Here is a 2,787-nt window from a genome sequence, read left to right as displayed (position 1 = left end):
CACCCACTGCCGCACACGCTGCCCGAACACCTGCCGCCCCAGCTCGCTGCCCACCCACGCACCACCTGTCGATCAAGAGCTTCTGGTCGGAGAACGGCACTCAGACTGACACAAACTTCTTGGTCAACTCGGGTGGGGCGGTGAGGTTCAGGCCGGGACGGAGATGCCGATGCCGCCGCGGGTGTCGCCGCCGTAGCGGCGGATCTCGGCGGGCAGGTCGAGACGGCCGATCCTGGTGCGGGCGGCGAGGGCGGCGTCGTCCAGGCGGTCGGCCGGCACCAGCCAGACCACCTCGAACTCCAGCCCGTCCGGATCCCGGCCGTAGAGGCTCTTGGTGGTGCCGTGGTCGGAGCTGCCGACCAGGGCACCGGCCTGCGTCAGCCGCCCGGCGGTGGCGGCCAGCTCGTCGAGCGTGTCCACCTCCCAGGCCAGGTGGTACAGGCCGACGGTGGCGCGACCGGCGGTCGAGCGACCAGCGGCGGCGCCGATCTCGAACAGGCCCAGGTCGTGATCGTTCGTGGAATCGGGCGCCTGCAGGAAGGCGGCGCCACGGAAACCCTCAGGCGTCATCGGCACCGGACGGAAGCCCAGCACGTCGCGGTAGAACGCGACACTGCGGTCGAGGTCGCTGACGTAGAGGACGGCGTGGTTGAGGCGATGGATTCCCATGGCACCGACGCTAGCGCGTTTTGGTTGAGCGTTCAACTATTCTCGTTATGATGGTGGTCATGACCCGCTGGCTGGACCCGGACGAGCAGCGCACCTGGCGGGCGTTCCTGGCCGCCTCCCGGGCGTTGATGGAGACGCTCGACCGCGAACTGCAACGCGACGCCGGGATGCCGCACGCCTACTACGAGATCCTGGTTCGCCTCTCCGAGGCGCCCCAACGCCGGCTGCGGATGAGCGAGTTGGCCGAGGCGACCGGCTCGTCCCGCAGCCGGCTCTCCCACGCCGTGGCCCGCCTGGAGGCGGCCGGCTGGGTCCGCCGCGAGGACTGCCCGACCGACCGACGCGGCCAACTCGCCCTGCTCACCGAGGACGGCTTCGCCACCCTGGCCGCCGCCGCGCCCGGCCACGTCGAAGGGGTACGCCGACATCTGTTCGACGCGCTCAGCCCGGCCCAGGTCGACCAGTTGCGCCGGATCAGCGAGGCGCTCGCCGACCACCTGAATCGCCCGTGACCAGATCCTGACCGAACCACTCCGGCGCGGGTCTTGTACATCCTGTCGTCGGATGAGCACGATGGGGCGTGCCCTCCGGCTTCGGTGAACTGACTGATCAGGCGCACGACCTGGTCTCCGCTGGCGATCTTGCCGGCGCCCAACGGCTGCTCGCCGACGCGCTGACCGGCGCCGATCCGCGCCCGGCCAACGCGACCCCCGAGCTTGCCGAGGCGGCCAGCCTGCATGCGCGGGTGCTCGTCGCGCTCGGCGAGCCACACTCGGCGCGCGCCTGGGCGGCCTTCGCGTACAACGCCGCCACCCAACTGCACGGTCGCTCCGACCCGCGTACGGTCGGCGCCGCCGCCACCCTGGCGGCGGTGCTGCACCGGGTGGGCAGTTGGTCCCGGGCCGCCCGGCTGTACCAGGAGGTGATCATCGAGCTGACCGCGTCGGACGGGCCGGAATCGGTACGGGTGCTCGCCGCGCACGCCGACCTGGCCACCGTGGAGTACGCCCGCGGCCAGTGCCAGGTGGCGCGCGACCGCCTCCAGGACGCCTGGGAACTGCATCGCGAGGTCTACGGCAACGGGCATCCGAGCGGGATCAAGATGCTCGCCCGGCTCGGCTCGATGCAGCGCGACTGCGGACAGTTCGGCGCGGCGCACGACAACCTCTCCCTGGCCCGCGAGCTGTGTCGCCAGTATCTGGAGCCGGACGACCCACTTACCGCGCAGGTGGCGGCCCTGCCCAGGGCGGCGGCCAACCCGGACCATGTCTGCGCCGACACGCCACCGGTCGGCGCGCACGCCCCGGCCGTACCGGCCGCCCGCGTCCCGTCGAGCGACACGCCTGCCCACCAACCCGATCCGCCACCGCACCCCGACCAGCCGCCTGTCGCTCCGCCGTACCAGAGCGATCCGCCGCCGCAGGCCGACGAGTCGCGCTCGGACAGCGGCGAGATGACTCCTGCCGGGTCCGTCAGCGAGCCGGACCGGCAGCGCGAAACCCACGAAGGCTGGGCGAGCGCGGCCGCGGAGCAGTACCCGGCCGCGGAGCAGTACCCGGCCGCGGAGCAGCATCCCGGCGCGGAGCAGTACCCGGCCGCAGAGCAGTACCCGGCCGCGGAGCAGTATCCCGGCGCGGAGCAGTACCCGGCCGCAGAGCAGTACCCGGCCGCGGAGCAGTATCCCGGCGCGGAGCAGTATCCGGTCGCGGAGCAGCATCCCGCCGAGGGTTACCATCCCAGCCAGGGGTACTTCGCCACGGGGCAGGCGACGGGTGGCGTGGCGTCGCCGGTGCCCACCCCCCGGCAGCCGGTGGACGGCCCCGCCGGGCCACCGGAGGACTGGTGGACCGGGCCCGCCGCCGGCCAGCCCGACCTGTCGCCGTACCCCGATGCCTCAGACCCCGATCCGTACCCCTCGGCTCCCGGGCCGTACCCCTCGGTGGCGACGGCGTCCCCGCCGGACCCGGCTGCGGCCGTGCCGCCGAGCGTGGTCGATCTGGCCGGGTCGGCGCCGCAGCGCCCCGGCGTGTACCGGTTGCGCCGGGTCGACGAGCCGGACCGGCCGCAGGAATCGGCACGGTTGCTTCCGGTGCCCGTACCCCCGGCCCCGGTGCCACC

Annotated in this window: 3 protein-coding genes; 2 read left to right on the top strand and 1 reads right to left on the bottom strand. The window is 73.2% G+C overall.

Annotation, left to right across the window (positions count from 1 at the left end):
* Positions 1-147: 147 nt before the first annotated feature.
* Positions 148-669: a VOC family protein gene (locus C1I93_RS30025; protein WP_111246606.1), complete on the bottom strand. Its 522-nt coding sequence runs from the start codon at positions 667-669 to the stop codon at positions 148-150.
* Between the two features lie 50 nt (positions 670-719).
* Between C1I93_RS30025 and C1I93_RS30020 the strand changes: the two genes are divergently transcribed.
* Both C1I93_RS30020 and C1I93_RS30015 read left to right on the top strand, forming a co-directional pair.
* A complete protein-coding gene (locus C1I93_RS30020) occupies positions 720-1,181 on the top strand; it encodes a MarR family winged helix-turn-helix transcriptional regulator (protein ID WP_111246607.1) in 462 nt (153 codons plus the stop codon).
* Positions 1,182-1,249: 68 nt separating this feature from the next.
* Positions 1,250-2,787 (top strand): tetratricopeptide repeat protein (locus C1I93_RS30015; RefSeq protein ID WP_111246605.1); only part of this gene is annotated, 1,538 nt, incomplete at its 3' end.

Source organism: Micromonospora endophytica (assembly GCF_003236305.1).
Taxonomy (GTDB): Bacteria; Actinomycetota; Actinomycetes; order Mycobacteriales; family Micromonosporaceae; genus Micromonospora; species Micromonospora endophytica.
This window is presented reverse-complemented; position numbering and strand designations above follow the sequence as displayed.

What these genes read in the sequence shown, in the direction of transcription:
- C1I93_RS30025 (WP_111246606.1), bottom strand. Translation starts at nt 669, where the DNA reads ATGGGAATCCATCGCCTCAACCACGCCGTCCTCTACGTCAGCGACCTC.
- C1I93_RS30020 (WP_111246607.1), top strand. Translation starts at nt 720, where the DNA reads ATGGTGGTCATGACCCGCTGGCTGGACCCGGACGAGCAGCGCACCTGG.